This is a genomic window from Bacillus cereus group sp. RP32, from assembly GCF_040459735.1.
GTDB classification, from domain to species: Bacteria; Bacillota; Bacilli; order Bacillales; family Bacillaceae_G; genus Bacillus_A; species Bacillus_A wiedmannii.
This window is the reverse complement of sequence record NZ_JARVHO010000001.1, coordinates 4,568,687-4,595,000: the sequence shown is the minus strand read 5'-3', so window position 1 is coordinate 4,595,000 and position 26,314 is coordinate 4,568,687. Positions and strand designations below refer to the sequence as shown.

Genomic DNA, 26,314 nt, shown 5'->3' with positions numbered 1-26,314 from the left:
TTTCCTGAGGAAGGCTCGTCCGCTCAGGGTTAGTCAGGACCTAAGCCGAGGCCGACAGGCGTAGGCGATGGACAACAGGTTGATATTCCTGTACCACCTCTTTATCGTTTGAGCAATGGAGGGACGCAGAAGGATAGAAGAAGCGTGCGATTGGTTGTGCACGTCCAAGCAGTTAGGCTGATAAGTAGGCAAATCCGCTTATCGTGAAGGCTGAGCTGTGATGGGGAAGCTCCTTATGGAGCGAAGTCTTTGATTCCCCGCTGCCAAGAAAAGCTTCTAGCGAGATAAAAGGTGCCTGTACCGCAAACCGACACAGGTAGGCGAGGAGAGAATCCTAAGGTGTGCGAGAGAACTCTGGTTAAGGAACTCGGCAAAATGACCCCGTAACTTCGGGAGAAGGGGTGCTTTCTTAACGGAAAGCCGCAGTGAATAGGCCCAAGCGACTGTTTAGCAAAAACACAGGTCTCTGCGAAGCCGTAAGGCGAAGTATAGGGGCTGACACCTGCCCGGTGCTGGAAGGTTAAGGAGAGGGGTTAGCGTAAGCGAAGCTCTGAACTGAAGCCCCAGTAAACGGCGGCCGTAACTATAACGGTCCTAAGGTAGCGAAATTCCTTGTCGGGTAAGTTCCGACCCGCACGAAAGGTGTAACGATTTGGGCACTGTCTCAACCAGAGACTCGGTGAAATTATAGTACCTGTGAAGATGCAGGTTACCCGCGACAGGACGGAAAGACCCCGTGGAGCTTTACTGTAGCCTGATATTGAATTTTGGTACAGTTTGTACAGGATAGGCGGGAGCCATTGAAACCGGAGCGCTAGCTTCGGTGGAGGCGCTGGTGGGATACCGCCCTGACTGTATTGAAATTCTAACCTACGGGTCTTATCGACCCGGGAGACAGTGTCAGGTGGGCAGTTTGACTGGGGCGGTCGCCTCCTAAAGTGTAACGGAGGCGCCCAAAGGTTCCCTCAGAATGGTTGGAAATCATTCGTAGAGTGCAAAGGCATAAGGGAGCTTGACTGCGAGACCTACAAGTCGAGCAGGGACGAAAGTCGGGCTTAGTGATCCGGTGGTTCCGCATGGAAGGGCCATCGCTCAACGGATAAAAGCTACCCCGGGGATAACAGGCTTATCTCCCCCAAGAGTCCACATCGACGGGGAGGTTTGGCACCTCGATGTCGGCTCATCGCATCCTGGGGCTGTAGTCGGTCCCAAGGGTTGGGCTGTTCGCCCATTAAAGCGGTACGCGAGCTGGGTTCAGAACGTCGTGAGACAGTTCGGTCCCTATCCGTCGTGGGCGTAGGAAATTTGAGAGGAGCTGTCCTTAGTACGAGAGGACCGGGATGGACGCACCGCTGGTGTACCAGTTGTTCTGCCAAGGGCATAGCTGGGTAGCTATGTGCGGAAGGGATAAGTGCTGAAAGCATCTAAGCATGAAGCCCCCCTCAAGATGAGATTTCCCATAGCGTAAGCTAGTAAGATCCCTGAAAGATGATCAGGTTGATAGGTTCGAGGTGGAAGCATGGTGACATGTGGAGCTGACGAATACTAATAGATCGAGGACTTAACCATATAATATGAAGCAATGTTATCTAGTTTTGAAAGAATATAAAAAACTTGTTGACTTTAAAAGTTAAATAAGTTAAAATGATTCTTGTCTTAAATGAATATAGTCTGGTAATGATGGCAGAGAGGTCACACCCGTTCCCATACCGAACACGGAAGTTAAGCTCTCTAGCGCCGATGGTAGTTGGGACCTTGTCCCTGTGAGAGTAGGACGTTGCCAGGCAAAATGGAGGATTAGCTCAGCTGGGAGAGCACCTGCCTTACAAGCAGGGGGTCGGCGGTTCGATCCCGTCATCCTCCACCATATATGTCGGAGGGGTAGCGAAGTGGCTAAACGCGGCGGACTGTAAATCCGCTCCTTCGGGTTCGGCAGTTCGAATCTGCCCCCCTCCACCATTCTTAATTAATGGGCTATAGCCAAGCGGTAAGGCAACGGACTTTGACTCCGTCATGCGCTGGTTCGAATCCAGCTAGCCCAGCCATTAAGAGCCATTAGCTCAGTTGGTAGAGCATCTGACTTTTAATCAGAGGGTCGAAGGTTCGAATCCTTCATGGCTCACCATTTTAAATAAATATGCGGGTGTGGCGGAATTGGCAGACGCACTAGACTTAGGATCTAGCGCCTTTGGCGTGGGGGTTCGACTCCCTTCACCCGCACTTTTAATAAAATAACTCAAACATGTCTTGCGGAAGTAGTTCAGTGGTAGAATACAACCTTGCCAAGGTTGGGGTCGCGGGTTCGAATCCCGTCTTCCGCTCCAATTTTCAATATGACATGCCGGGGTGGCGGAACAGGCAGACGCACAGGACTTAAAATCCTGCGGTGGGTGACCACCGTGCGGGTTCGACCCCCGCCCTCGGCACCATATGCGCCCGTAGCTCAATTGGATAGAGCGTTTGACTACGGATCAAGAGGTTAGGGGTTCGACTCCTCTCGGGCGCGCTTTTATTAACGGGAAGTGGCTCAGCTTGGTAGAGCACCTGGTTTGGGACCAGGGGGTCGCAGGTTCAAATCCTGTCTTCCCGATATTCCCAAAAACATGGGGCCTTAGCTCAGCTGGGAGAGCGCCTGCCTTGCACGCAGGAGGTCAGCGGTTCGATCCCGCTAGGCTCCACTTTATTTATTATATGTCTTGGAGGTATACCCAAGTTCGGCTGAAGGGATCGGTCTTGAAAACCGACAGGCGGTGAGAATCGCGCGGGGGTTCGAATCCCTCTACCTCCTCCATTTTCTTTTTAAGTGGTTTAGATACATATAATAATAAGATTTTTATTTTTCCTTTCATGGAGGTATACCCAAGTTCGGCTGAAGGGATCGGTCTTGAAAACCGACAGGCGGCGAGAGTCGCGCGGGGGTTCGAATCCCTCTACCTCCTCCATTTTTTTTAAAAACATTATATTGTCGCGGGGTGGAGCAGCACGGTAGCTCGTCGGGCTCATAACCCGAAGGTCGCAGGTTCAAATCCTGTCCCCGCAACCAAATGGTCCCGTGGTGTAGTGGTTAACATGCCTGCCTGTCACGCAGGAGATCGCCGGTTCGACCCCGGTCGGGACCGCCATTTATGTTGGCTCGGTAGCTCAGTCGGTAGAGCAGAGGACTGAAAATCCTCGTGTCGGCGGTTCGATTCCGTCCCGAGCCACCATTTTTTTATGCCGACTTAGCTCAATTGGTAGAGCAACTGACTTGTAATCAGTAGGTTGGGGGTTCAAGTCCTCTAGTCGGCATCCTTTAGGGGCATAGTTTAAAGGTAGAACTGAGGTCTCCAAAACCTCCAGTGTGGGTTCGATTCCTACTGCCCCTGTAAAAGTGTATGGGCCTATAGCTCAGCTGGTTAGAGCGCACGCCTGATAAGCGTGAGGTCGATGGTTCGAGTCCATTTAGGCCCACCATATATTATTCCGCAGTAGCTCAGTGGTAGAGCTATCGGCTGTTAACCGATCGGTCGTAGGTTCGAGTCCTACCTGCGGAGCCATGGCCCGTTGGTCAAGTGGTTAAGACACCGCCCTTTCACGGCGGTAACACGGGTTCGAATCCCGTACGGGTCATAAAAAAAAGAGTCAGCAATATGCTGACTCTTTTTTATTTTGTGGAATCCTCCTTTATCAACTGATTTTCCTGAAATAAATAAAGGGATTTAGGAAAAGCTATGGTATGTATAAAAAGGAGGAGACAAAAATGACACGAGTGAGAGACTTTATGAGTACTCATGTTGTACATTGTACACCGCTAGACAATGTATATGAGGCTGCTGTAAAGATGAAAGAAGAATCGATTGGATTGATTCCAGTTGTTGAAAATGAGCAAGTTGTTGGGCTTGTTACGGACCGAGATTTAGTTGTTCGTGGGATTGCTGAGAAACATCCTGGATCTAATAAAATTACAAATGTAATGACAACAAACATTGTTTCAGTTTCTCCAGATGATTCTATTGAAAAAGCTACAGAGTTAATGGCACAGTATCAAATTAGACGATTACCAGTAGTTGAGGATGGTCAACTCGTTGGGATGCTAGCACTAGGTGATTTAGCTATAAGAGAATCCGCAGATGATCAAGCTGGATTTGCTTTAAGTGAAATTTCGGAGCATTTGGAATGAAGAGAGTCTTTCATTAGTCGGATAAGTTACGTATAAAAATCAGATACATTATTCTAGTATATAGGATTAAACTAATATGTTAGCATGATGTATCTGAGCCATTATATAATAAGTATACAGTTAGTAATTTCGACAGTTTATTTAATTTTTTCATTCCTAATTTTAAATAAGAGAAAAAATGTTATACTGATAGATATAAGTATTATGATAGATTTCGAATATAACAATATTCATTGTTAATGATGTAATAATGGATTAATATTTCCTATGTAGACAAAAGGGAAGGGGAATTATATGAGGGCTATACAGCGCAATCCAAATTGGAATTTGGTTACAGATACATATATAGAACCAAATAATTTCGCTGAATTATTTTCTTTGCTTGTACCTTGTCATCCGAAAGGTGAAGGGAAAGAACGAACTATATTAGTGTGGAAAGAAAAAGAATTTTATAAAGAAGAAAATTTAGCGGCATTTATCGTATATGGAATGGATAAAGTAAAGAATTTGCCGCAGTTTCATAAAGATGAAATTCCAACTCTAGTACGTATTCTTCGCTTATGCCAAGAGATTGGTTGGTATGAAGAAGCAAATACTTTTATGATAACTCAAGGGCTAGCTGAGTTTGTTCACACTTCATTGGAATATGAAACGTGGGATCTTTTGACGCAAGCGGTCGCTTTAAACTATTTAATTATTAAATATCGTATTGGTGAATTGACTGATGGGGATGTAGAAATTTGGGATAGGGTTAAATTTAATGAGAAATGTATAACGGATTGTAAACATCTATTATCTCATAAAGAAGTATTGGAATTTACATTCTTTTATATGTGTAAGAGAGCTAAATTACTATCAAAAGAGCAATTAAATAGTGATATGATGAGTCTAGCGATGTATTGTAATACGTTTGTGTATGACTTATACACACATGACCTATTACGAAAATATCGTAAGTGTACAGACTTCCTATCATATTATGGACCTAGTCAAGCGGTGTTAGCTTGTCAAAGAGCTGTACTTTCTCAAATTTCAGATCGATTAGACCCATTGAAAACTACTCATGTAGATGATTATTTATATGTAATGAAAGAAATGATGGAGCATATGACGATAGGAATAATGGATCGATATGATCATTTTATCGGGAAGTTATTATCATATGTACCATTTTTCGAAATGATTCAAGTTCCACAACATGCATATTATTGTGAAGAATTGCTGTATATTTGTAAGGGCATTGAATATAAAGAAGAAATATTACGCAATTATATATTTATACAATTACATGATTGTTTACCATCATTCTTTAAACTATTTCTTAAAAATAAGCGTTATGCAACGATTCATGACATTTTGTTCTATTGGTGTGATGATGAACAAAGAATGAGTTTAGAGAAAAAATATAATCTTAGCTTTATTTATGAAAAATATGCTTGTGGATAAAGAGCATTTTCTATATAAAAAATTTATATAAATTAAAAAGGATCTCAAGTTTATGTGAGATCCTTTTTTTATTAGTAAAGCAAGGAGAACGCAATTAAGACGAGAAATAACATTCCATAAAGGAGAAATTGTGCCGTATTACTTCCTTGTATACCAAAAAAAGTACTTATTTTTGTGTATAAATTCAATATATATTTTATCGGATTATCTTTGAAAGATCGGTACACAGTGTCTCCTCTTTCTAAGCTTCTTGTTCGTGTTTTTTGGTATTAGGGACATGAATGTATCTAGCTATGAATAATAAAACAGCCATAAAGAATACAGGAAATACGGTAGATAAATAAAAACCATTACTAATAATATTTGTTATTAGGGCACTTAATAGAAAGATGGCATTATATATATGAGCAATTTTTTGTTTTAGTTGTACTTGAAAGGATTCCATCATAATTTCTAAAGCAACAAAAGCAATGATAATAGATAAAAATACAGTGTTTGTATTGTAAATGATTAAACAACAGATTAAACCTAAAAAGGCGAAGTATTCAATTAAGAGAGGTATATTGATATTGCGTTGCATACAATTTACCTAACTAAATATGGCAGTGGGTTTACTGCATTTGTTTTTTCAAAATTCCATTCTCCATTGTGTAATTCAAAATGAAGATGTTGCCCGTATGAATGACCTGTGTTTCCCATATGACCTACTAATTGTCCAGCTTGTACTTGATCACCAGCTTGTACAGTGCGATCTTTCATGTGTGCATAGACTGTTGTATATAATTTCCCGTTTATTTGATGGGCGATGAACACAACATTGCCATAGCTAGCTGAATAATATGATTTCACAACTTTACCTGCAGCTGCCGCCTGGATTGAGACATTACCCTGAGCCGCAATATCTATACCATAATGCATTTGTTCCCAACGTATATCAAAGGTTGAGCTAATTCTTCCTTGAGTAGGGAATTTGAAAACTGCTGGAATGGAAGTAGGTTGAGCCGTTTGAGCTTGTGATTGCATTTGATTTTGCACCACATAATGTTTTGCCACGTATCCGTATCCTGTGCCAAAACGAATTTTATACCAAGTTCCTACAGTTTCCACTACTTGTATTTGTGTACCATTTTGTAATGAACCAAGTAGTGCACCACTTGTACTAGCGTTGCCACGTACATTAAGTTTAGGTGTTGCAACTGTGTATTTCATATTAGTTTGAACTGTGATGCCTTTTACTAAAGGCTGTGAACCATTGGATACGAATGCTTTTTGTACGTAACCTGTTTTGCCATTATGTAAAATTTTATACCACTCGCCTTGTTCTTCTTGAATGGTAACGAATTTCCCATTTGGTAATACATCTAAAATTGAAGATTCTAAATTAGGTTCAGAACGAACGTTTAATGCATTGGCATTAACGATGTATTGATTATTAGATTGAAGTTTGTTTTTTAGTAGAATAGCATCTTTTTGTACGTAACCTACTTTATTATTAACAGATACTTTATACCAGCCATTAGTTGTTTCAAGTATGTTTACCTTCGTATTAAAGCGAATTGTATCAATTGATGAGCTATTTGCGTTATCTTTTGTATGTAAGGCTACTTGATCGACTTTGACATATCCAGTTTTCACATTAGATAATTGTTCAGCGTTGGCTGTTTGTACATTTGTTTCTCCCATAGAAGGAAGTAAAGAGGCAATTGCGACAGTAGTTGCTGTTAAAGCAGTAGCTTTCATATTCATATAATAGAGACCTCCTCTAGTTGTATAGTTGTAATTTTATTATAGTATAAAGATATAATATAGTGGGTGTATTCACATAAATGTAATATGAAATCAATATAAAAATAAATTTTTTGAGGATAATGATTCCTTTTTATCCAATTAATTAGGATAATAATTTCTAAGATAGAATATAAGTATTATATAGTTTTGTTATTTTGTTGACAATTGGGAAAATTAAAACAGTTGATGATGTCTTATTACGATGTTATACTGACAGTGTTAATTTCATAGTTTGCTAGGAGAGCTGGTGTTGCCAGCTGAGAGTAGGCCGTAAGCCTTTGATCCTTTTCATTACCTGATCTAGATTATGCTAGCGTAGGGAAGCAATTCGGACACTAATAATGAGTCCCCGTTTCTTTGCGTATAGAAACGGGGCTTTTTTGTTTGAAAATTTCATATTGAAACCACTAGGGGTGCTTGTTGTGCTGAGAGAGGAATAATCCTTAACCCTTACAGACCTGATCTAGGTAATACTAGCGAAGGGAAGTGGAACAACGAATAAATTATAATTTTATTTGCTGTAACCACTTCTTATTTAGAAGTGGTTTTTTATTTAGATATATAAATTGAAAGGGGATAGAGAAATGAAATTTTGCGATAGATTATTAGAAACTGTACAACCAGTTTGGGAGATGAGTCATAATCACCCGTTTGTAGTAGGTATGGGAGATGGCACGTTAGAAAAAGATAAGTTTCAGTATTATATTATTCAAGATTATTTATATTTGTTAGATTATGCAAAGCTATATGCGATTGGTGTTGTAAAAGCAACGAATCCACAAGTAATGGGGAAATTTGCTGAACAAATTGATGGCATATTAAATGGAGAAATGACGATCCATAAACAATATGCAAAAAGACTTGGTATTTCTATAGAGGAGATAGAATCTGCAAAACCATCTGCTAAAAATTTAGCCTATACAAATTACATGATGTCTGTATCTCAAAATGGCACACTTGCGGAATTAATAGCAGCACTTCTTCCATGTATGTGGAGTTACTGGGAAATTGGAAAGCGTTTAAACGATATTCCTGGAGCAAGAGATCATGAGTTCTTTGGTGAGTGGATTCAAGGATATAGTTCAGAAGAATACGGTAGCCTTTGTATTTGGTTAATAGATTTATTAAATGAAATGGCAGTTGGAAAGTCTGACAAAGAGTTAGATCGATTAGAGGAGATATTCCTATATTCCAGTCGATTTGAATATTTATTCTGGGATATGTCCTATCGTAAGGAGATGTGGGGATTTGAGGAGCAAGAACATACTACAGTTTCATAATGTTTCTTTTCATTATGATGAGAAACCAATCATCAATGAATTAAATGCTTCTATACAAGATAAAGAGTTTGTAAGTATTATCGGACCGAGTGGATGCGGGAAAAGTACTTTATTTCGCCTTATTACAGGTTTAGAAGAGGTGTGTACTGGACAGATAGAGCTGACAGAAACAAAGAGCCATCCTGTAGGCTATATGCCCCAAAAAGATATGCTCCTGCCATGGAGAACGATTATTGAGAATGCTGCCCTGCCGCTAGAGTGCCAAGGTGTACAGAAGAAAGAAGCGCAAATAAAGGCAAAGGAACTGTTACACAAATTTGGTTTACAAGGGTATGAGACAAAATATCCGAAAGATTTATCTGGTGGTATGAGGCAACGCGTATCTTTCATTCGAACTTTATTAACAGGCGGGGAGATATTGTTGTTAGATGAACCGTTTAGCGCGTTGGACGCTTTAACGAAGGCATCTTTGCAAGAATGGCTGTTTGAACAATGGAAAGAGTGGGAAAAAACAATTTTATTTATCACTCATGATGTGGAAGAAGCGTTGTTTCTTTCTAATCGAATTTTAGTAGTAGAGCAGCAACCGATAACTACTTTAACCGAGAGGGTTGTACCACTTGATCGTAATCGAACAAGAAAAGATTTATATAAGCCTGAAGTGTTAGCGCTTAAAGATGAGCTTCTTAGCATGTTACAAAGGCAGGTACTCGTATGATGAACCGGTTGAAGGAGCTATTACCTGCCCTTACACTTACTAGTATTTTACTTGCCTTTTGGGAAGTAGGCGCAAGAATCGTAGACGAAATGTACATTTTACCGTCACCGTCTGCAATTGTGATGAAGATATGGAAACTAAAAGATATATTATTTACGGTTCATTTGCCGGCAACCTTATCCGTCGTTTTAATAGGGGTGGCTATTTCTATCGTACTTGGGGTAGGGCTAGCGGTGTTAATGAATGCGAGTAATTGGATGGAGAGAGCATTTTATCCACTATTAGTTGCCTCACAAACGATTCCGATTACAGCGCTTGCTCCGCTCTTCGTTTTATGGTTTGGATATACGATTTGGAGTAAGGTTGTTGTTACTGTTTTAATTACGTTTTTCCCAATTGTGGTCAATACGTATGATGGACTACGCAGTACGAAAAAAGAATGGGAGGAGCTATTAGTTACGTATGGGGCAACGAAAAAAGATGTTTTTCTTAAATTAAAATTGCCGTCTGCTCTTCCTTATTTTTTCTCAGCTTTAAAAATTGCAGTTCCGCTTAGTGTAATTGGGGCAGCAATCGGTGAATGGCTCGGTGCACAAGCTGGGCTTGGATATTTCAGTAAAAGAATGATGACGCAGTTAGACGGAGCAGGTGTCTTTGCACCCATTGTATTGTTATCATTATTAGCCATTTTCTTCGTCATACTTATCTCAGTATTAGAAAAGAAATTTATTAGTTGGAGGAAGTAGTCATGAAATTTTTAAAACGCATCTTTGTGTTGACATTATTAGTTGCAATGATTACTGGATGTTCTAGTAATTCAGCGTCAGATAAGGGTAAAAAGGAAAAAGAAATAACGGTCATGCTTGATTGGTACCCAAATGCGGTACATAGCTTTATTTATGCAGCAATTGAAAAAGGCTATTTTAAAGAAGAAGGAGTAAAGGTGAATATAAAATTCCCTTCTAATCCGACTGATCCATTAACTTTAGCAGCTGCAGGAAAAGTAACGGTTGGCTTATATTATCAGCCAGATGTTGTCATGGCAAAAGCAAATGAACAAATTCCAGTGAAATCAATTGGAGCTGTCGTACGTTCACCATTAAATCATGTTGTATCGCTGAAATCAGCAGGCATTCAATCGCCAAAAGATTTAGAGGGGAAAACAGTTGGCTATTCTGGAACACCTTTAAGTGAGATGTATTTAAAAACGATGGTAAAAGAAGCTGGTGGTAATCCAGATACAGTGAAAGTAGTCGATGTTGGCTTTGATTTAGTACCGGCATTAATTACGAAAAAAGTGGATGCGGTAACAGGGGCATATATTAACCATGAAGTACCTGTTATGCGTCATGAAGGTCATGAACCAGCATACTTTAACCCAGCAGATTACGGTGTACCGAATTACCATGAGCTTGTATTTGTAACAGGTGATAAAACGTTGAAAAAAGATAAAGAAGCGTTACAAGCCTTCTTACGTGGTACGAAAAAAGGCTATGATTTCATGAAGAAAAATCCAGATGAAGCATTAAATATTTTATTAAACCATCAAGAAAAAGAAAACTTCCCGCTTGTACCAGAAGTTGAAAAAGAGAGCATGAAAATTTTATTAGAGAAGATGGAAACGAAAGATGAGCCATTCTTATCGGATTCAAAAGAGTCATGGGAGAAACAAAATAAATGGCTGAAAGATAAAGGAATGACGAAAGAAATCGTTCCGGCTGAGGAATTATTCGAAAACATTTTAAAGTAGGCGAATGAATATGAAAAATGAGCTTCATGTAATCTCAAATGGTCACATGTCATTCGAAGAGTTAGTGAATGTAGCGATGCAAATTGAAAGTGAGATTGATTATTTGCATATTCGTGAGCGTGAGAAAAGTACGAAGGATTTGTATGAAGGTGTGGAAAGTCTTTTGAAGAAAGGCTTTCCAGCATCGAAGATAGTAATAAATGATCGAATTGATATTGCTATTTTATTAAACATTCCGCGCGTGCAGCTCGGATATCGAAGCGCAGATGTAAGGTCGGTGAAAGAAAAGTTTTCTTATTTGCATGTCGGTTATTCTGTGCATTCTTTAGAAGAAGCGATCGATGCATTTAAGAATGGAGCGGATTCTCTCGTCTATGGTCATGTATTTCCGACAGATTGTAAAAAAGGTGTACCAGCGAGAGGGCTTGAAGAAATTTCAGTCATTGCAAAGTGTTTATCCATACCGATTACAGCAATTGGAGGAATCACCACGGAAAACACTGGGGATGTTCTTGCTAACGGTGTCAGTGGTATTGCTGTTATGTCTGGGATTATAAGTAGTAATAACCCGTATAGCAAAGCGAAGTCTTATAAGGAATCAATAAGAAAGTGGGCGGAAAAACATGTGTAAGAAGTATGATGTAGCGATAATTGGCGGTGGTGTAATTGGTAGTTCAGTTGCACATTTTCTAGCAGAAAGAGGACATAAAGTAGCGATTATAGAGAAGCAAAGAATTGCATCTGAAGCCTCGAAAGCAGCCGCTGGTTTACTTGGGGTTCAGGCAGAATGGGATGTATATGACCCACTATTTGAACTTGCGAGAGAAAGCCGTGCTATATTTCCACAACTTGCAGCAGTTTTACGTGAAAAAACAGGTATCGATATTGGGTATGAAGAGAAAGGCATTTATCGCATTGCCCAAAATGAAGATGAGAAGGAAAGAATTCTTCACATTATGGATTGGCAGCAGAAAACAGGGGAAGATTCTTATTTTCTAACAGGAGATCTTTTACGAGAGAAAGAGCCGTTTCTATCGGAGTCAATTATAGGTGCTGTATATTATCCAAAAGACGGTCATGTTATTGCACCGGAGCTTACGAAAGCATTCGCACATTCCGCATCATTTTCAGGTGCTGATATATATGAACAGACAGAAGTGTTTGATGTTCGTATTGAAAATAATAAAGTGACTGGGATTGTGACGAGCGAAGGTATTATAGCATGCGAGAAAGTTGTTATTGCGGGCGGTTCATGGAGCACGAAGTTACTAGGTTATTTTCACCGCGAATGGGGTACATATCCAGTTAAAGGAGAAGTAGTAGCGGTAAGAAGTAGAAAACCACTTTTAAAGGCACCTATTTTCCAAGAAAGATTTTACATTGCCCCAAAGCGTGGTGGACGTTACGTAATTGGAGCAACGATGAAGCCTCATACGTTTAATAAAACAGTGCAACCAGAAAGTATTACTTCTATATTAGAGCGTGCTTATACAATATTGCCAGCTTTAAAAGAAGCAGAGTGGGAAAACACATGGGCAGGATTAAGGCCACAATCAAATCACGAAGCTCCTTATATGGGAGAGCATGAAGAAATAAAAGGTTTATATGCTTGTACTGGACATTATCGAAACGGCATTTTATTAAGCCCGGTTTCTGGTCAGTATATGGCTGATTTAATAGAAGGAAAGCAGGAGAATCACTTGCTAGATTCATTGCTTTCTAAAACAGTTTAGAAAGGGGATGGAAGTTTGAATTTAAAAATTAATGGTAATCAAATGGAAGTGCCAGAGAGTGTAAAAACAGTGGCTGAGCTACTTATACATTTAGAGTTAGATAACAGAATTGTAGTAGTAGAGCGTAATAAAGATATTTTACAAAAAGATGATCATAAAGATACATCTGTTTTTGATGGAGACCAAATTGAGATTGTAACTTTCGTAGGAGGCGGTTGATTATGTTAAACATTGGACCATTTTCATTTCATTCTAGACTTTTATTAGGAACAGGGAAATTCCCTGATTTTGATGTACAGCAAAAGGCAATTGATGTATCTGAGGCTGAGGTTTTAACGTTCGCAGTACGTCGTATGGATATATTTGATGCAAAGCAGCCTAATTTATTAGAGAAACTTGATGTGAAAAAATATAAGTTATTACCGAATACAGCTGGAGCAAAAAATGCTGAAGAAGCTGTTCGTATTGCAAAATTAGCAAAAGCTTCGGGGCTTTGCGATATGATCAAAGTAGAAGTTATTGGTGATGATAGAACGTTATTACCTGATCCAGTAGAAACGTTAAAGGCATCTGAAATGTTGCTAGAAGAAGGATTTATCGTTCTTCCGTATACATCTGATGATGTTGTATTAGCACGTAAATTACAAGAACTAGGTGTGCATGCAATTATGCCAGGAGCATCACCAATCGGTTCAGGGCTTGGTATTGTAAATCCGTTAAATTTAAGTTTCATTATTGAACAAGCGACAGTGCCAGTTATCGTTGACGCTGGTATCGGTAGCCCGGCTGATGCAGCATTTGCGATGGAATTAGGAGCGGATGGTGTGTTATTAAATACTGCTGTATCGGGAGCAAAAGATCCAATAAAAATGGCACAAGCAATGAAATTAAGTATTGAAGCAGGACGATTAGGATTTGAAGCAGGTCGTATTGTACGTAAACGTTGTGCAACAGCAAGCAGTCCTTTAGAAGGAATGAGCGTAGTTGAATAATCGATATTCTCGCCAAGAATTATTTTCTCCAATTGGAGAAGAGGGGCAACGAAAGATAAGAGAAAAGCATGTACTCATTATCGGTGCAGGTGCATTAGGTAGTGCAAATGCAGAGATGTTTGTAAGAGCAGGTGTTGGCACAGTAACGATTGTTGACCGAGATTATGTCGATTGGAGTAATTTACAAAGGCAACAATTGTACGCAGAGAGTGATGTGGAAAATAATCTTCCAAAGGCTGTAGCGGCAAAAAAACGTCTAGCAGAGATCAATCGTGAAGTAAGAGTAGAGGCTCTCGTTCAAGATGTAACAGCTGAGGAATTAGAAGAGCTTGTTACAAACGTAGATGTAATGATTGATGCAACTGATAATTTCGAAACACGTTTTATTGTGAATGATATAGCGCAAAAACATTCTATTCCATGGATTTACGGAGCATGTGTAGGGAGTTACGGCCTTTCTTACACAATTCTTCCTAGTAAAACGCCATGTTTATCTTGTTTATTACAATCGATTCCGCTGGGCGGGGCGACATGTGATACAGCGGGCATTATATCACCTGCTGTATCTCTCGTCGTTTCTCATCAAGTAACGGAAGCTCTTAAATTGTTAGTGGAAGATTATGAATCACTTCGAGATGGACTTGTGTCGTTTGATGTGTGGAAGAATGAATATTCATGTATGAATGTGCAAAAGCTTCGTAAGCATAATTGTCCTTCGTGCGGAGAGAATGCGATATACCCGTATTTAAATAAAGAAAACACATCGAAAACAGCAGTTTTATGCGGGAGAAATACAGTTCAAATTAGACCACCTCATAAAGAGGAAATGGATTTTGAACGATACAAAGAGCTGCTGAAAGATCGCGTAAATGATTTAAATGTAAATCCATATTTATTATCATTTTCAGTTGAAGAAAAGAGATTAGTTGCTTTCAAAGATGGACGTGTACTCGTACATGGAACTAAAGATATAAGTGAAGCAAAAACAATTTATCATCGCTATTTTGGATAGAAAAGGATGAGTGGGATGAAAGTAAATAAAGCTTTAACAATTGCAGGATCGGATAGCGGCGGCGGTGCCGGTATTCAAGCAGATTTAAAAACATTCCAAGAGCTTGGTGTGTATGGGATGACGGCAATTACGGCAATTACTGCTCAAAATACGCTTGGTGTTCAAGGGGTATATCCAGTTCCAGTAGAAGGTATTAAGGAACAGCTGAATTCAATTGGTACGGATTTAACACCAGATGCTGTGAAACTAGGAATGTTATTTAGCAGTGAAATTATTCAAATTGTAGCAGAACATATTAATAAGTTTGGCTGGAATAATATTGTACTAGACCCTGTTATGATTGCTAAGGGCGGTGCATCATTATTACAACAAGAAGCAGTACAAGCACTAAAAGAATACTTATTACCAGTAGCAACGGTTGTAACACCGAATGTTCCTGAGGCAGAAGTGTTAACCGGGATGGAGATTCATAATGTTGAAGATAGTAAGGAAGCTGCGAAAGTACTGCATGAACTAGGTGCGAAATATGTACTTATGAAGGGCGGACATGCAGAGTATCAAGGTAATGAAGTAATTGATTTACTCTTTAATGGTGAGCAATTTATCGAATTTAGAAGTGAACGAATTCCTTCAAAGCAAACGCATGGAAGCGGGTGCACATTTGCGTCTGCAGTTACAGCAGGACTTGCGAAAGGATACTCGATTGAACAGGCAGTTCAAGAAGCTAAACGATTTATTAGTATAGCAATTGAAGAGCCTTTGAATATTGGAAGTGGTCATGGGCCGACGAATCATTTTGCATATAAATTGAATAAAGCACATGTATAAGTAGAAAAAAGTCAGTTGTATAACTGGCTTTTTTTCTGTTTACTTTTTCCAAATACAGGAGTAATATATCAGCCAGAATATATTTTTTGTAATACGCTGAGTCCAAGTATATGGAGCGGAGGAACCAATTTGTGCAGTGTCACTAGGGGTGAATCTTTCAATTTTGAAAGTAGGGCTACTCTCAAAGTCCGAATCCGACAGCTAACTTCGTAAGCGTCTTGAGAGAGGACGGTGCCATGATGAATACATCACTTCATCGATCTGATTAGTATAGGAGAATATCAATTTATGTTTGAGTTCTTTTATGCTAAGGAGGATGAGGTACATGGAATTAACACTTATTTGTGTTGGGGAAGAAAGCAAGGTAAATAGTTTAAGAGATTTAGTAGCATTTCAACATGAGTTAATTATTTTTACAGCAAATGAAGAGATAGCTGCTGAAGTTAGGAATTGTGGGTTTGATTGGACTTATAGCTGTAGTAAGGCGCAAGATTTTACTAGTATTTGTGAGTGTATTAAGAAGGTGATTTTACTAGGGGATGAGCTTCCAATCATTAGTTTCTTCACAGAACACATTCACTTTTCTTTTCAAGCACCTATTACTGTTGTTACAAGGAATAAACGATATCCAGCGAGGCTCTATGAAACAATTGGAGCTACATTTGTCGTGTTTACGAATTGTGATAATATTTCTTTTTTATTTTTTGAATAGGGCGGGGGAAAAAAGATGAAGGTGTTGTTACTAGGAGATATAGCGAATCGTTGGGCGGTATCAGTAGAGCGAGTTCAAGAATTGGTGGTGCTTGATCCCATTTTTCCAAGGCCCTATATCATATTGCCATCGAAAGACGCTTTATATTTAAAAACAGATGTTATCGAATATGAGCAGCTACATGCAGAATTGTCACAAGTTTATATTCGTGGGAGAAATTTGCGCGCGTTTTTGCGTGGAGAATAAATAGTGAAAAAAAAAAAAAGAGCGAATGCTAAGTGCAACAAGCTATGCACTTCATGTCATTCGCTCTTTTTGTTTTGTATTGAAAAGATCATTTCTGTGAAAAAGAAAGAAAAGACGAGAAAACAGATGAAATAATATTAATAACACTCAATGTAAGCGTTTAAATAGATGGATATTTTCTTATTTTCAGTAATTTGACTCTTTACAAGTTAAATATAGAGGAGTATATTTACTCTCATAAATCATTCATAAAATTTCCAAAAAAACCTAAAATCGCTGAGTTCCAGAAATGGAGCGGGGGAACCAATTTTGTGCATCGTCACTTGGGGTGAATCTTTCAGTTTTGAAAGTAGGGCTACTCTTTAGGCCCGAATCCGACAGCTAACCTCGTAAGCGTTTAGAGAGGAGGTTTACTTTGTGTTGTTCATTTCGAACACTAAGTAGAGCTTAGTGTTCTTTTTTTGATCATTTAATGGTAAATTTTTACAAAAGAGAGGGATAGCTATGTTAGATGTTGTAATGATCGGGATTGTTGTTGTGTTAGTCGCATCGATGGTAAGTCTTGCAAGTTGGTCAGATAAAGTTGTGAAAGAAGGGAAGCAATCATGACGATTGCCTTATCGGTTATTGTTGCAGCAATTACGGTGTACTTAGTGTATGCATTATTAAATCCGGAAAAGTTTTAATTAGGGGGAGTCATTCATTATGATCTGGGTCGCAGTTGTTATTACAATGCTGTTGTTTATTCTTGTGGCAAAGCCAACGGGAATTTATTTAGAGAAAGCTTTTCAAGGTAGTAAAAAGCTAGAGAAAGTATTCGGGCCTTTTGAAAAACTTATTTTTAAAATTATGGGTGTGAAAGAATACAATCAAACGTGGAAACAATACGCACTATCATTAGTTTTATTAAATGGATTTATGATTGTTGTCGTATACTTCATTTTCAGACTGCAAGGAGTATTGCCATTAAATCCAGCAAACATTGAAGGAATGGAGCCTACGCTCGCTTTTAATACAGCAATTAGTTTTATGGCCGATACAAATTTACAGCATTATAGCGGTGAAAATGGTTTATCTTATTTATCACAATTAATTGGAATTACATTTTTAATGTTTGCAGCACCGGCAACGACGTTAGCACTCGTTATGGCATTTATAAGAGGGCTCGCTGGAAAAGAACTCGGTAACTTTTTCGTTGATTTTACGAGAGCATTAACGAGAGTGTTTCTTCCTATCGCATTTATTGCGGCACTAGTCTTTGTCGCACTTGGTGTACCACAAACGTTAGACGGTGCAGTTACCGCACAAACGATTGATGGTGCGAAACAAAGTATTTTACGCGGACCTGTTGCATCATTCGTAGCAATTAAGGAACTCGGAAATAACGGCGGTGGATTTTTCGGAGCAAACTCTACTCATCCATTCGAGAATCCAGGGCAAATGAGTAATATTTTGCAAATGATGCTTATGATGTTATTGCCAACAGCACTTCCATTTACGTACGGACGAATGGTAGGAAATAAAAAACAAGGTCGTATCCTTTTCGTATCACTATTCATGGTGTTTCTGCTAGGGTTTATAACGATTACGACATCTGAATTACATGGGAATCCAACGTTAAATGGAATGGGTATCGAACATGTACAAGGAAGTACGGAAGGAAAAGAAGTACGATTTGGAACAGTATTTTCTTCCCTTTATGCGACAGTAACGACAGCTGCGGAAACAGGAGCTGTGAATACGATGCATGATACGTTAACACCAATTGGCGGGTTAGTACCACTTGTAAATATGATGTTAAATACAGTGTATGGCGGCGTTGGAGCAGGATTTGTAAACATTATTATGTATGCGATTATCGCAGTCTTTATATCTGGATTGATGGTTGGGCGGACACCAGAGTTTTTAGGTAAGAAAATTGAAGGTAAGGAAATGAAATTAATTGCGGTAACAATACTATTTCATCCACTGCTTATTTTAGGATTTTCGGCATTAGCGCTTTCAACAAATTTAGGAACAGATGCTATTTCTCATTCCGGTTTCCACGGTTTAACGCAAGTGGTATATGAATACACCTCGTCAGCTGCGAATAATGGATCTGGATTTGAAGGATTAGCGGATAATACACCGTTTTGGAATATTACAACTGGTTTAGTTATGTTTTTAGGGCGCTATTTCAGTTTAATTACGATGCTAGCTGTTGCAGCTTCTTTGAAAGAAAAGACGGTTGTGCCAGAAACAGTCGGAACGTTCCGTACGGATAATAGTTTATTTGGCGGCATTTTCATCGGAACAATTATAATTGTCGGTGCATTAACATTTTTCCCGATGTTAGTACTCGGCCCAATTGCAGAATTTCTTACATTGAAGTAATGGAGGGTAAATGATGAGACCGGTAGTAGTAAAAGAAAAAAGAGTAAATGAGTCACAAATACATGCTATAGAAGATGAGGTTAGACAAGCGAAAACGATGGATCGTGATATCGTGAAACATGCGATGAAACAATCCTTTGCGAAATTGAATCCGAAAGTTATGATAAAGAATCCGATTATGTTCGTTGTAGAAATTGGGTTTGTCATTACGTTCATTTTATCGTTTCTTCCAAGTCATTCTAGTAGTGTACCAGGATGGTTTAATATAACAGTTTCTCTCATTCTCTTATTTACAGTTTTATTTGCTAACTTTGCAGAAGCTTTAGCGGAAGGACGGGGGAAAGCGCAAGCCGATTCTTTAAAACAGTCGAAGAAAGATGTGTTTGCAAATGTTGTAAAAGAAAATGGAGACATTGTTCAAGTTTCAGCAACTGATCTGAGAAAAGATGACGTTGTTATTGTAAAACAAGGAGAAATGATTCCGAGTGATGGGGAAGTAATTAAAGGATTAGCGTCTGTTGATGAATCTGCGATTACAGGGGAATCAGCTCCTGTAATAAAAGAAGCGGGCGGCGATTTTTGTTCCGTAACAGGCGGGACGATGGTCGTAAGTGATGAGATTACAATTGTCATTACGAGTAATCCTGGTGAATCATTTATTGATAAAATGATTTCGTTAGTAGAAGGAGCTGCTCGTCAAAAAACGCCGAATGAGATTGCTTTAAATACAGTATTAACGAGTTTAACGCTTATTTTCTTAATCGTTGTTGTGACGTTGCCGATTTTTACAAACTATTTAGGGTTTCAAATTGATACAGCTGTACTTGTAGCGTTGTTAGTTTGTTTAATTCCAACGACAATTGGTGGTTTATTATCAGCAATTGGTATTGCCGGGATGGACCGCGTGACAAAGTTCAATGTGTTAGCGATGTCGGGTAAAGCAGTAGAAGCTGCGGGTGATATTAATACAATCATTTTAGATAAAACAGGTACGATTACTTTCGGGAACCGAATGGCTCATACATTGCTTCCTGTAGGAAATGAAACGATTGAGCAAGTAGGAAAATGGGCTGCGATTAGTTCAGTTTTAGATGAAACACCAGAAGGTCGATCAGTTATAGAATATGTAAAAATGAAATCTATATCATATAATCGAGAAATTGCAGAACAAGGTGAGTTTGTTCCGTTTAAAGCAGAAACGAGAATGAGTGGTGTTGATTTACAGGACGGAACGAAAGTGAGAAAAGGTGCTGTAGGTAGCGTAATTGAATGGGTTAGGTCACAAGGTGGAACGATTCCGAAAGATGTAAATCAAAAAGCAGATTCCATTTCCAAAGAGGGCGGGACACCACTTGTAGTTGCAGTGGATAATCGTATTTACGGTTTAATTTATTTAAAGGATACAGTAAAGCCAGGTATGCGTGAGCGTTTTGAGCAATTGCGCCAAATGGGGATTAAAACGGTTATGTGTACAGGTGATAACCCGTTAACAGCAGCAACGATTGCAAAAGAAGCAGGGGTAGATGAGTTTGTTGCTGAGTGTAAGCCAGAAGATAAAATTGCGGTTATTAAAGCAGAGCAAGATAAAGGGAAACTTGTAGCGATGACGGGTGATGGTACAAATGATGCGCCGGCATTAGCGCAGGCTGACGTTGGATTAGCGATGAATAGTGGTACGACAGCTGCGAAAGAAGCAGCGAATATGATTGATTTAGATTCGAACCCGACAAAAATTATTGAGGTTGTAGGGATTGGTAAGCAATTGTTAATGACGCGTGGTGCGTTAACGACGTTTAGTATTGCGAATGATATCGCAAAATATTTTGCAATCATTCCAGCAATGTTTACACTTGCGATTCCGCAAATGGAAGCATTAAACATTATGAAACTAACATCACCACTGTCAGCGATTTTATCAGCATTAATATTTAATGCAGTTATTATTCCATTACTCATTCCATTAGCGATGAAAGGTATCGCATATAAACCGATGAGTTCGAATGCACTACTTAGCCGAAACCTACTTATTTATGGACTTGGCGGGGTTATTGTACCGTTCATTGGAATTAAAGTAATTGATATAATTGTCGGCTTGTTCATATAAGGGAGAGGGAAAAAGATGGCGAAGAAACAAAGTATACTATCACCGATTGTCCGTATTACTTTTACATTTTTAGTGTTGTGCGGCCTTGTATACCCGCTTATTGTAACTGGTATTGCACAAGCGGTAATGAAGGATAATGCGGATGGAAGTCTAATATATAATGATAAAAATGAAGTGATTGGTTCTAAATTAATCGGTCAAAATTTCACAGATCCACGTTATTTTCATGGGCGTGTTTCTAGTATTGAATATAAGGCAGAAGCATCTGGTTCAAATAACTATGCACCGTCTAATCCAGATTTAGAGAAACGAGTAGAGAAAAGTATTGAAGAGTGGAAGAAACAAAATCGGGCTGTTCCGGTAACAGAAGTGCCGATTGATCTAGTGACGAATTCAGGTTCAGGGCTAGATCCTGATATTAGTCCGCAGGCAGCTTCTGTGCAGGTGGATCGTATCTCTAAATTAACGAATATTCCGAAAGAAAAGCTAAATCAGTTGATTAAAAATCAAACAGAAGGTGCTGCACTTGGCTTATTTGGAGAGAACCGCGTAAACGTTTTAAAGTTAAATTTAGAATTGCAGAAACTACTGAAATAGTAACAGTGCTACCTCAATCTAATGGATTGAGGTAGTGTTGTTTCGAAAGAAAGGTTGTGAGTGTGTTGTATGCGGATGACTATAAACCAACGTTTCAAAGGCGAACACCAGAAGAGTATTTAGAATATATTCGTCAGCAAAACCGCGGGAAGTTAAAGCTATACGTAGGAGCGGCTCCAGGAGTAGGGAAAAGTTATAAAATGCTACTTGATGCAAGAGAGATGAAAAAGGACGGTATGGATATTGTAATTGGTTTAATTGAAACGCATGGAAGAAAAGAGACAGAAGACGCAATTGCTGATTTAGAAAAGGTTCCTTTAAAAGAAATAGATTATAAAGAGAAAGTGTTTTATGAACTCGATGTAGAAGGAATTATAAAACGTGCACCGCAAGTAGTTGTTGTGGATGAACTAGCGCATAGTAATATTCCTGGATCTAAAAATAAGAAACGTTATATGGATGTACAGGAATTGCTAGATGCTGGTATATCCGTATTATCAGCGTTTAATATTCAACATTTAGAAAGCGTACATGACATTGTAGCTCAAATTACGAATGTTAAAGTGCGAGAACGTATTCCAGATTTTATTTTACAAAAAGCAAATGAAATTCAGCTCGTTGATGCAACGCCGGAAGTATTAAGGAAGAGATTAATAGATGGGAAGATATATAAGGAAGAAAAAATAGAGCAAAGCTTACAAAATTTCTTTACGCTTAATAATTTAGGGGCACTAAGAGAATTATCGCTTCGTGAAGTGGCAGATGATATGGACGAGAAAATTAGTCAAACCGTTATAGAACCGATTGGCGTAAAAGAAAAAATTCTCGTTTGTGTACAATACAGTTCAACAGCAGAGAAATTAATAAGACGGGGATGGCGCATGGCGGATCGGTTAAACGCTGAATTGTATGTATTAAATGTTGAAAGAGAAAATATAGAGTCCCTTTCAGCAAGGAAAAAGCAAACGATTGAAGAGTGGAAGTTGCTAACGAATCAATTTGATGCGAGTTTTGTTTTAGAAGAGGCAAAAGGAAGAAAGCCAGCGGATGTTATTATTGAAGTCGCGAAAATGCTACAAGTAACGCAAATTTTACTCGGACAATCAGCAAGAACAAGATGGGAAGAAATTCGAAAAGGTTCAATTGTAAATGAAATTATGAGGCAAACGAAGTATATTGATATTCATATCGTTGCGGATCAAAGAGTTTAGAATAGAGACCATTTGTAGGTCTCTATTTTGCTTTTTGTGTGGCAGGGAAGCGTAGCAGTTTCATCGCATATAAGATTATGAGTAGAAACATAATTGCACCTATGAAGAAAATCCAAAAGTAATTTTGATTAAATAAAAAAAATCCACCTACAAGTGGTCCTGTTCCCATACCGAGATAGCGAATAAAGTTGTACATACCGATAGCAGTTGCGCGTTCTTGTACGAATTCTTCTGTTAATAAAGTAGTGTGAGTTGGCATAGAAAGTCCCATACTAAAACCATATAAAGATGTAACGATAATGATCAATGAGATATTGATGCTATATGTGAAAGAGAATAAAGTGACACATATAATATTGAAGAAACTAGTGATGAATAAAGCTTGCTTTGTTGTGAGGCGTTTTTGCAAAAGCTTGAAGCAACAACTCCCTAACATAATAGAAAGGGACATAGGTACAAACATAAGACCAATTTTACTTGCAGTTAAGTGAAATAAATTTGTTGAAATGCTCGGTAAAAAAACGAGGAAACAAAAGTAAATACAAAATTGAATAAAGCCAATAAGAGTAATAGAAAATCCAGTTTTATTTTTTAAGATAAACCAGTAATTCTTTTTTGCTTGCGGTTGTTTAATTACAGTTGGTTTTGTTTCTGGAAGTAGTGAAATGTTTATCATTAATAAGAGAATGCCAAGTATAGATAAAAAGAGAAATACGGATACGTGGCCATTTATACTGCCTAGATAACCACCAATGAGAGGGCCGATCGCAGGTGCGAGAGCAAGTAACATTTGATACAGGCTCATTGCTTCTCCTCGTTCTTTTCCTTCAAATAAATCGCCAATAATCGTTGCTGCGACTACAGGTATAGCCGCTATTCCTATAGCTTGAACAGCTCTAAAAAATAGAAATAAATAAATGTTGGCCGAAAAAGCACATCCGATTGAACCAATTGTACTAATGATCAAACTAGGAATAAGGACAGATTTTCTCCCTTTTGTATCAATTAAAGGTCCATATATGAGCTGCATAATCGCAAGAATGAATGTGAAAAGTGAAACTGTTAAATTTATAAGATAAAGAGAAGTGTGAAAAGAACTTTGAATCATAGGCAAGATAGGTGTGTAAATATTTTGAGCGAAGGAACCGAGTAAGGCACTTATACAGACAACATATAAAATGAAATGTAGTTTGGATTTTTTCATTATGTAACCTCCTTATCGTTTAGTTTCCTAGGAAACTAAATTCATTTTAACATGTTTTTCTCACTTGTAAATATGAAAAAATGATTTTAAAATGGTATATAGTTAAATTGTTTCTTTGGAAACTTAGGGGGCGAACGGATTGGATTATGCAACGAAACAAATGGAAATACTTTCGGACATTCGTACACTTTTGCATAAAAAAGAAGAACATTTGAAAGGGCAAAATGAGAAGTTTCTTCGTGAGACAGGTATAAGTGGTATGTCTTTATCTGAACTACATGTGATCGAGTGTATCGGAAAAAATGCTCTGATGAATGTAACTGCTATTACGACAGAAATGGGAATGACGAAGGGTGCAATCTCTAAAATTTGTACAAAGTTGTTTCAAAAGCAATTCGTTGAGAAGATGCAAATGTTAGATAATCAAAAAGAAATTTTCTTCCGCTTAACGGAAAGCGGAAATGAAATATATAAAGCTCATGATAAATTGCATAAACAAGCTGAAGAAAAGTGGTTGTTACTTTTAGATGGATATACGAAAGAAGAACAAGATTTTATTCAAAGGTTTATAAAGGATGTCTCCGGTCATTTGGAAATATAATTGGAAGAAAAAACTCCTTTATTTCAAGACTTTTGAATATAATTTCTAAAAGAACTCATATATAATAGAAAAAGATACTTAACATGGTGAATAATTAAAGAGTCAATATATAAAGAGGAGAGAATAACATGCTTGAAAATACGGGGTTAGTATTAGAAGGCGGCGGTATGCGTGGTGTATATACGGGCGGGATATTAGAATACTTTATGGAACAAGATTTATATTTTCCATATGTAATTGGTGTATCAGCTGGTGCTTGTCATGCAGCGTCGTATCTTTCCAGACAAAGAAATAGAAATAAAACGGTCAATATTGATTATGCATCACACCCACAATATTTATCATATAAAAACTTATGGAGAAAACGTCAGCTATTTGATATGGATTTCATTTTTCATGAAATTCCAGAAAAGCATGTACCGTTTGACTTTGAAACATACTTTAATAGCCAAGAGCGTTTCCTTGTAGGAACAACAGATTGTGAAACAGGAAAGTCTATTTATTTTGAAAAAGAAGGAACGAATGATGATGCACTAAATTTATTACAAGCATCTAGTTCATTACCTTTCATTGCACCAGTAGTAAATTACCGTGGTAAGCAGTTATTAGATGGCGGGATTTCTGATCCAATTCCAGTTCGTAAAGCACAGGAAGATGGGTTTAAAAAATCAGTCGTTATTTTGACGAGAAATCATGGTTATGCAAAAAAGAAATCAAAATTTGGCTGGGTGGCAGCGAAAGCATATAAAAAATATCCGAACCTTGTAAACACGATGTTGAATCGTTATGAAGTATATAATGAAACACTTCACTACATTGAAAAAGAAGAGCAAGCCGGGAATTTATTTGTTATTCGCCCAGAAGTGCCGCTTCAAGTAGATCGTATGGAAAAAGATACAGCAAAATTACAAAGTTTATATGAGCAAGGCTATGAAGATGCAAAGAGACAGTTTGCAGATTTGCAGGCGTTTTTGCAAAAATAAGTATGAGGCTGCGGAGAAGAATTTCTCTGCAGTCTTTTTTGTATTGCTTGCTTATCCGTTACTTTTTAAAAATGTATGAATGTTTAAGTGTTTAAAGAGTTTGTAAAACATATGGGTGTCTTATTGAGGAGAATTTACTTGAGAGGTATTATGACGATGTAGCGCTACAAAACTATTTAATTTATGAGGTGATTGTTAATGAAGGGAAAGTTTTTTCGATTACGACTTTGGTGTTATTAGCAACATCAATCTCAACAAGTGCATTCTATCCAACTCTAAGCGGTCACAAAAGCGGTAACCTACTATCTTACAGAGCTCAAACAACTACGAATCAAAATGCATCTCGTTGTTCAGTAGCAATTTCTTTTATTAAATCAAATGGAAATAATTCATATATTGAAAGCGCTTCGGACAAATTAGGATCCCATGAATCTGGAAGAGCATTATGCTAATGAGAATAATGACTATCAAGAAGATACACACAAAGGTACTTTTACTTCTTGCATTGAAAGTAGTTCGTTGGATTGTTACAAATGGAAAGTAGCGCATCGAATTTCGATGCGCTACTTTTTTATGT

25 protein-coding genes, 20 tRNA genes, 2 rRNA genes, 1 pseudogene and 4 riboswitches (1 of these 52 only partly in view) are annotated in these 26,314 nt (G+C 38.3%); of the genes and pseudogenes, 45 read left to right on the top strand and 3 right to left on the bottom strand.

The window, feature by feature from the left end; genetic code table 11:
* The 24 genes from QCI46_RS23805 to QCI46_RS23690 form a co-directional block, all read left to right on the top strand.
* Positions 1-1,569, top strand: a 23S ribosomal RNA gene (locus QCI46_RS23805); it begins 1,353 nt to the left of the window's first position.
* Positions 1,570-1,670: 101 nt separating this feature from the next.
* Positions 1,671-1,786 (top strand): 5S ribosomal RNA (gene rrf, locus QCI46_RS23800).
* Between the two features lie 5 nt (positions 1,787-1,791).
* Positions 1,792-1,867, top strand: a tRNA-Val gene (locus QCI46_RS23795).
* Positions 1,868-1,875: 8 nt separating this feature from the next.
* Positions 1,876-1,959: transfer RNA gene (locus QCI46_RS23790), tRNA-Tyr, on the top strand.
* A gap of 11 nt (positions 1,960-1,970) precedes the next feature.
* Positions 1,971-2,045, top strand: a tRNA-Gln gene (locus QCI46_RS23785).
* A gap of 4 nt (positions 2,046-2,049) precedes the next feature.
* Positions 2,050-2,125: transfer RNA gene (locus QCI46_RS23780), tRNA-Lys, on the top strand.
* 14 nt (positions 2,126-2,139) lie between these two features.
* Positions 2,140-2,220, top strand: a tRNA-Leu gene (locus QCI46_RS23775).
* Positions 2,221-2,249: 29 nt separating this feature from the next.
* A tRNA-Gly gene (locus tag QCI46_RS23770) sits at positions 2,250-2,324 on the top strand.
* 16 nt (positions 2,325-2,340) lie between these two features.
* A tRNA-Leu gene (locus QCI46_RS23765) sits at positions 2,341-2,429 on the top strand.
* A 3-nt stretch (positions 2,430-2,432) separates the two neighbouring features.
* A tRNA-Arg gene (locus tag QCI46_RS23760) sits at positions 2,433-2,506 on the top strand.
* 10 nt (positions 2,507-2,516) lie between these two features.
* A tRNA-Pro gene (locus QCI46_RS23755) sits at positions 2,517-2,590 on the top strand.
* Between the two features lie 15 nt (positions 2,591-2,605).
* Positions 2,606-2,678 (top strand) — tRNA-Ala (locus QCI46_RS23750).
* Between the two features lie 20 nt (positions 2,679-2,698).
* Positions 2,699-2,791: transfer RNA gene (locus tag QCI46_RS23745), tRNA-Ser, on the top strand.
* 58 nt (positions 2,792-2,849) lie between these two features.
* A tRNA-Ser gene (locus QCI46_RS23740) sits at positions 2,850-2,942 on the top strand.
* 24 nt (positions 2,943-2,966) lie between these two features.
* Positions 2,967-3,043, top strand: a tRNA-Met gene (locus tag QCI46_RS23735).
* Between the two features lie 3 nt (positions 3,044-3,046).
* Positions 3,047-3,122: transfer RNA gene (locus QCI46_RS23730), tRNA-Asp, on the top strand.
* Positions 3,123-3,130: 8 nt separating this feature from the next.
* Positions 3,131-3,206 (top strand) — tRNA-Phe (locus QCI46_RS23725).
* Between the two features lie 9 nt (positions 3,207-3,215).
* Positions 3,216-3,288 (top strand) — tRNA-Thr (locus QCI46_RS23720).
* A gap of 6 nt (positions 3,289-3,294) precedes the next feature.
* Positions 3,295-3,365 (top strand) — tRNA-Trp (locus QCI46_RS23715).
* 11 nt (positions 3,366-3,376) lie between these two features.
* Positions 3,377-3,453, top strand: a tRNA-Ile gene (locus QCI46_RS23710).
* Positions 3,454-3,461: 8 nt separating this feature from the next.
* Positions 3,462-3,536, top strand: a tRNA-Asn gene (locus QCI46_RS23705).
* Position 3,537: 1 nt separating this feature from the next.
* Positions 3,538-3,609, top strand: a tRNA-Glu gene (locus QCI46_RS23700).
* A 130-nt stretch (positions 3,610-3,739) separates the two neighbouring features.
* Positions 3,740-4,159, top strand: a complete 420-nt coding sequence (locus tag QCI46_RS23695; protein ID WP_048545823.1) for a CBS domain-containing protein — start codon at positions 3,740-3,742, stop codon at positions 4,157-4,159.
* A 294-nt stretch (positions 4,160-4,453) separates the two neighbouring features.
* Positions 4,454-5,605 (top strand): DUF3965 domain-containing protein, encoded by a 1,152-nt coding sequence (locus tag QCI46_RS23690; RefSeq protein WP_353841578.1) that lies wholly within the window; start codon positions 4,454-4,456, stop codon positions 5,603-5,605.
* 241 nt (positions 5,606-5,846) lie between these two features.
* Here QCI46_RS23690 and QCI46_RS23685 read toward each other — a convergent pair whose 3' ends face one another.
* Positions 5,847-6,185, bottom strand: coding sequence for a hypothetical protein (locus QCI46_RS23685; protein WP_075312195.1), 339 nt, complete (start codon positions 6,183-6,185; stop codon positions 5,847-5,849).
* Between the two features lie 5 nt (positions 6,186-6,190).
* Positions 6,191-7,351 carry an SH3 domain-containing protein gene (locus tag QCI46_RS23680; RefSeq protein WP_353841577.1) on the bottom strand — a complete coding sequence of 387 codons (1,161 nt, stop codon included), beginning with the start codon at positions 7,349-7,351 and terminating at the stop codon, positions 6,191-6,193.
* 269 nt (positions 7,352-7,620) lie between these two features.
* A riboswitch (TPP riboswitch) is annotated at positions 7,621-7,732 on the top strand.
* A gap of 60 nt (positions 7,733-7,792) precedes the next feature.
* Positions 7,793-7,895, top strand: a riboswitch (TPP riboswitch).
* A gap of 82 nt (positions 7,896-7,977) precedes the next feature.
* Here QCI46_RS23680 and tenA point away from each other — a divergent pair.
* The 18 genes from tenA (at position 7,978) to kdpDN (ending at position 22,949) form a co-directional block, all read left to right on the top strand.
* Positions 7,978-8,673: a thiaminase II gene (gene tenA, locus QCI46_RS23675; protein WP_000666832.1), complete on the top strand. Its 696-nt coding sequence runs from the start codon at positions 7,978-7,980 to the stop codon at positions 8,671-8,673.
* Positions 8,642-9,391 carry an ABC transporter ATP-binding protein gene (locus tag QCI46_RS23670; protein WP_327959522.1) on the top strand — a complete coding sequence of 250 codons (750 nt, stop codon included), beginning with the start codon at positions 8,642-8,644 and terminating at the stop codon, positions 9,389-9,391. The genes tenA and QCI46_RS23670 overlap by 32 nt, the downstream gene beginning before the upstream one ends.
* A complete protein-coding gene (locus tag QCI46_RS23665; RefSeq protein ID WP_353841926.1) occupies positions 9,391-10,137 on the top strand; it encodes an ABC transporter permease in 747 nt (248 codons plus the stop codon). Before QCI46_RS23670 ends, QCI46_RS23665 begins: the two co-directional genes overlap by 1 nt.
* 2 nt (positions 10,138-10,139) lie before the next feature.
* Entirely contained in the window at positions 10,140-11,141 is a 1,002-nt protein-coding gene (locus QCI46_RS23660; RefSeq protein ID WP_098110422.1) for an ABC transporter substrate-binding protein, read from the top strand.
* A gap of 10 nt (positions 11,142-11,151) precedes the next feature.
* Positions 11,152-11,772 carry a thiazole tautomerase TenI gene (gene tenI, locus QCI46_RS23655; protein ID WP_353841576.1) on the top strand — a complete coding sequence of 207 codons (621 nt, stop codon included), beginning with the start codon at positions 11,152-11,154 and terminating at the stop codon, positions 11,770-11,772.
* Positions 11,765-12,874 (top strand): glycine oxidase ThiO, encoded by a 1,110-nt coding sequence (gene thiO / locus QCI46_RS23650; protein ID WP_353841575.1) that lies wholly within the window; start codon positions 11,765-11,767, stop codon positions 12,872-12,874. Before tenI ends, thiO begins: the two co-directional genes overlap by 8 nt.
* A gap of 15 nt (positions 12,875-12,889) precedes the next feature.
* A complete protein-coding gene (gene thiS, locus QCI46_RS23645; protein ID WP_353841574.1) occupies positions 12,890-13,093 on the top strand; it encodes a sulfur carrier protein ThiS in 204 nt (67 codons plus the stop codon).
* A gap of 2 nt (positions 13,094-13,095) precedes the next feature.
* On the top strand, positions 13,096-13,866 hold the full coding sequence (gene thiG / locus QCI46_RS23640; protein WP_353841573.1) for a thiazole synthase: 771 nt from the start codon (positions 13,096-13,098) through the stop codon (positions 13,864-13,866).
* Positions 13,859-14,878, top strand: a complete 1,020-nt coding sequence (thiF, locus tag QCI46_RS23635; RefSeq protein ID WP_046960253.1) for a thiazole biosynthesis adenylyltransferase ThiF — start codon at positions 13,859-13,861, stop codon at positions 14,876-14,878. The genes thiG and thiF overlap by 8 nt, the downstream gene beginning before the upstream one ends.
* 6 nt (positions 14,879-14,884) lie before the next feature.
* The gene (gene thiD / locus QCI46_RS23630) at positions 14,885-15,706 is read left to right on the top strand and encodes a bifunctional hydroxymethylpyrimidine kinase/phosphomethylpyrimidine kinase (protein ID WP_353841572.1); all 822 of its coding nucleotides are present in this window, start codon (positions 14,885-14,887) and stop codon (positions 15,704-15,706) included.
* Positions 15,707-15,790: 84 nt separating this feature from the next.
* Positions 15,791-15,938, top strand: a riboswitch (cyclic di-AMP (ydaO/yuaA leader).
* 93 nt (positions 15,939-16,031) lie between these two features.
* Complete coding sequence (locus QCI46_RS23625) at positions 16,032-16,418, top strand: hypothetical protein (RefSeq protein ID WP_048545796.1); 387 nt, start codon at positions 16,032-16,034, stop codon at positions 16,416-16,418.
* 15 nt (positions 16,419-16,433) lie between these two features.
* Positions 16,434-16,664 carry a hypothetical protein gene (locus QCI46_RS23620; protein ID WP_000866315.1) on the top strand — a complete coding sequence of 77 codons (231 nt, stop codon included), beginning with the start codon at positions 16,434-16,436 and terminating at the stop codon, positions 16,662-16,664.
* 264 nt (positions 16,665-16,928) lie between these two features.
* Positions 16,929-17,074, top strand: a riboswitch (cyclic di-AMP (ydaO/yuaA leader).
* Between the two features lie 94 nt (positions 17,075-17,168).
* Positions 17,169-17,273 carry a signal peptide protein gene (locus QCI46_RS23615; RefSeq protein WP_353841571.1) on the top strand — a complete coding sequence of 35 codons (105 nt, stop codon included), beginning with the start codon at positions 17,169-17,171 and terminating at the stop codon, positions 17,271-17,273.
* Positions 17,270-17,350, top strand: coding sequence for a K(+)-transporting ATPase subunit F (gene kdpF / locus QCI46_RS23610; protein ID WP_000150656.1), 81 nt, complete (start codon positions 17,270-17,272; stop codon positions 17,348-17,350). Before QCI46_RS23615 ends, kdpF begins: the two co-directional genes overlap by 4 nt.
* 19 nt (positions 17,351-17,369) lie before the next feature.
* A complete protein-coding gene (kdpA, locus tag QCI46_RS23605) occupies positions 17,370-19,037 on the top strand; it encodes a potassium-transporting ATPase subunit KdpA (protein ID WP_353841570.1) in 1,668 nt (555 codons plus the stop codon).
* 13 nt (positions 19,038-19,050) lie between these two features.
* The gene (kdpB, locus tag QCI46_RS23600; protein ID WP_353841925.1) at positions 19,051-21,141 is read left to right on the top strand and encodes a potassium-transporting ATPase subunit KdpB; all 2,091 of its coding nucleotides are present in this window, start codon (positions 19,051-19,053) and stop codon (positions 21,139-21,141) included.
* Between the two features lie 15 nt (positions 21,142-21,156).
* Entirely contained in the window at positions 21,157-21,738 is a 582-nt protein-coding gene (gene kdpC / locus QCI46_RS23595; RefSeq protein WP_087985834.1) for a K(+)-transporting ATPase subunit C, read from the top strand.
* 56 nt (positions 21,739-21,794) lie between these two features.
* The gene (kdpDN, locus tag QCI46_RS23590) at positions 21,795-22,949 is read left to right on the top strand and encodes a KdpD-like non-kinase potassium sensor (RefSeq protein ID WP_353841569.1); all 1,155 of its coding nucleotides are present in this window, start codon (positions 21,795-21,797) and stop codon (positions 22,947-22,949) included.
* Between the two features lie 22 nt (positions 22,950-22,971).
* On the opposite strand, the gene QCI46_RS23585 is transcribed toward kdpDN, so the two are convergent.
* Positions 22,972-24,153 (bottom strand): MFS transporter, encoded by a 1,182-nt coding sequence (locus tag QCI46_RS23585; protein ID WP_353841568.1) that lies wholly within the window; start codon positions 24,151-24,153, stop codon positions 22,972-22,974.
* 139 nt (positions 24,154-24,292) lie between these two features.
* Here QCI46_RS23585 and QCI46_RS23580 point away from each other — a divergent pair, with 139 nt between their 5' ends.
* The 3 genes and pseudogenes from QCI46_RS23580 to QCI46_RS23570 form a co-directional block, all read left to right on the top strand.
* Positions 24,293-24,754 carry a MarR family transcriptional regulator gene (locus QCI46_RS23580; protein WP_353841567.1) on the top strand — a complete coding sequence of 154 codons (462 nt, stop codon included), beginning with the start codon at positions 24,293-24,295 and terminating at the stop codon, positions 24,752-24,754.
* Positions 24,755-24,882: 128 nt separating this feature from the next.
* Positions 24,883-25,737, top strand: a complete 855-nt coding sequence (locus QCI46_RS23575; RefSeq protein WP_353841566.1) for a patatin-like phospholipase family protein — start codon at positions 24,883-24,885, stop codon at positions 25,735-25,737.
* 191 nt (positions 25,738-25,928) lie between these two features.
* Positions 25,929-26,238 (top strand): annotated as a pseudogene (locus QCI46_RS23570) (hypothetical protein); the annotation flags it as partial.
* Between the last annotated feature and the right edge of the window lie 76 nt (positions 26,239-26,314).

Excerpts from the sequence above, each read along its gene's own strand:
- QCI46_RS23695 (WP_048545823.1), top strand. The coding sequence starts at position 3,740 with ATGACACGAGTGAGAGACTTTATGAGTACTCATGTTGTACATTGTACA.
- QCI46_RS23690 (WP_353841578.1), top strand. The coding sequence starts at position 4,454 with ATGAGGGCTATACAGCGCAATCCAAATTGGAATTTGGTTACAGATACA.
- QCI46_RS23685 (WP_075312195.1), bottom strand. The coding sequence starts at position 6,185 with ATGCAACGCAATATCAATATACCTCTCTTAATTGAATACTTCGCCTTT.
- QCI46_RS23680 (WP_353841577.1), bottom strand. The coding sequence starts at position 7,351 with ATGAATATGAAAGCTACTGCTTTAACAGCAACTACTGTCGCAATTGCC.
- tenA (WP_000666832.1), top strand. The coding sequence starts at position 7,978 with ATGAAATTTTGCGATAGATTATTAGAAACTGTACAACCAGTTTGGGAG.
- QCI46_RS23665 (WP_353841926.1), top strand. The coding sequence starts at position 9,391 with ATGAACCGGTTGAAGGAGCTATTACCTGCCCTTACACTTACTAGTATT.
- QCI46_RS23660 (WP_098110422.1), top strand. The coding sequence starts at position 10,140 with ATGAAATTTTTAAAACGCATCTTTGTGTTGACATTATTAGTTGCAATG.
- tenI (WP_353841576.1), top strand. The coding sequence starts at position 11,152 with ATGAAAAATGAGCTTCATGTAATCTCAAATGGTCACATGTCATTCGAA.
- thiO (WP_353841575.1), top strand. The coding sequence starts at position 11,765 with ATGTGTAAGAAGTATGATGTAGCGATAATTGGCGGTGGTGTAATTGGT.
- thiG (WP_353841573.1), top strand. The coding sequence starts at position 13,096 with ATGTTAAACATTGGACCATTTTCATTTCATTCTAGACTTTTATTAGGA.
- thiD (WP_353841572.1), top strand. The coding sequence starts at position 14,885 with ATGAGTGGGATGAAAGTAAATAAAGCTTTAACAATTGCAGGATCGGAT.
- QCI46_RS23625 (WP_048545796.1), top strand. The coding sequence starts at position 16,032 with ATGGAATTAACACTTATTTGTGTTGGGGAAGAAAGCAAGGTAAATAGT.
- QCI46_RS23620 (WP_000866315.1), top strand. The coding sequence starts at position 16,434 with ATGAAGGTGTTGTTACTAGGAGATATAGCGAATCGTTGGGCGGTATCA.
- QCI46_RS23615 (WP_353841571.1), top strand. The coding sequence starts at position 17,169 with ATGTTAGATGTTGTAATGATCGGGATTGTTGTTGTGTTAGTCGCATCG.
- kdpF (WP_000150656.1), top strand. The coding sequence starts at position 17,270 with ATGACGATTGCCTTATCGGTTATTGTTGCAGCAATTACGGTGTACTTA.
- kdpA (WP_353841570.1), top strand. The coding sequence starts at position 17,370 with ATGATCTGGGTCGCAGTTGTTATTACAATGCTGTTGTTTATTCTTGTG.
- kdpB (WP_353841925.1), top strand. The coding sequence starts at position 19,051 with ATGAGACCGGTAGTAGTAAAAGAAAAAAGAGTAAATGAGTCACAAATA.
- kdpC (WP_087985834.1), top strand. The coding sequence starts at position 21,157 with ATGGCGAAGAAACAAAGTATACTATCACCGATTGTCCGTATTACTTTT.
- QCI46_RS23585 (WP_353841568.1), bottom strand. The coding sequence starts at position 24,153 with ATGAAAAAATCCAAACTACATTTCATTTTATATGTTGTCTGTATAAGT.
- QCI46_RS23575 (WP_353841566.1), top strand. The coding sequence starts at position 24,883 with ATGCTTGAAAATACGGGGTTAGTATTAGAAGGCGGCGGTATGCGTGGT.